The 530-nt window shown below is 43.8% G+C and carries 1 CRISPR repeat array.

Annotated elements, in window-relative coordinates:
• Nucleotides 1-476: direct repeats of the CRISPR family, unit length 28 nt; unit sequence CAAGGCGAATAATGAAAGATTCTCAACC.
• The last annotated feature ends 54 nt before the right edge of the window (nucleotides 477-530 follow it).

A 530-nucleotide genomic window follows, 5' to 3' on the forward strand; every position in this document is an offset into this window, starting at 1 on the left:
CAAGGCGAATAATGAAAGATTCTCAACTCCATGCCTCGATAGTGTCCTCCGGCGGTAAGTATATCAAGGCGAATAATGAAAGATTCTCAACCCCGCCGTGCCATGCACCAGAGCCCATTTAAGTATATCAAGGCGAATAATGAAAGATTCTCAACCATTCTTGCGGGTCTTGTTGTGGCCAGCTAAGTATATCAAGGCGAATAATGAAAGATTCTCAACCATGTACGCACGTGTTCGTTTGCGTGGATAAGTATATCAAGGCGAATAATGAAAGATTCTCAACCCCGCCGTGCCATGCACCAGAGCCCATTTAAGTATATCAAGGCGAATAATGAAAGATTCTCAACCATCGACGCGTAGAACTCTGCGCGAGTGTAAGTATATCAAGGCGAATAATGAAAGATTCTCAACCAAAACCCCATTCGATGATATGAGCCTGTAAGTATATCAAGGCGAATAATGAAAGATTCTCAACCGTACGCCGGGGATGTCTGGGAGTCGGCTAAGTATATCAAGGCGAATAATGAAAG

Origin of the sequence: Rothia sp. HMSC065C03, assembly GCF_001837295.1 — a bacterium.
GTDB lineage: Bacteria > Actinomycetota > Actinomycetes > Actinomycetales > Micrococcaceae > Rothia.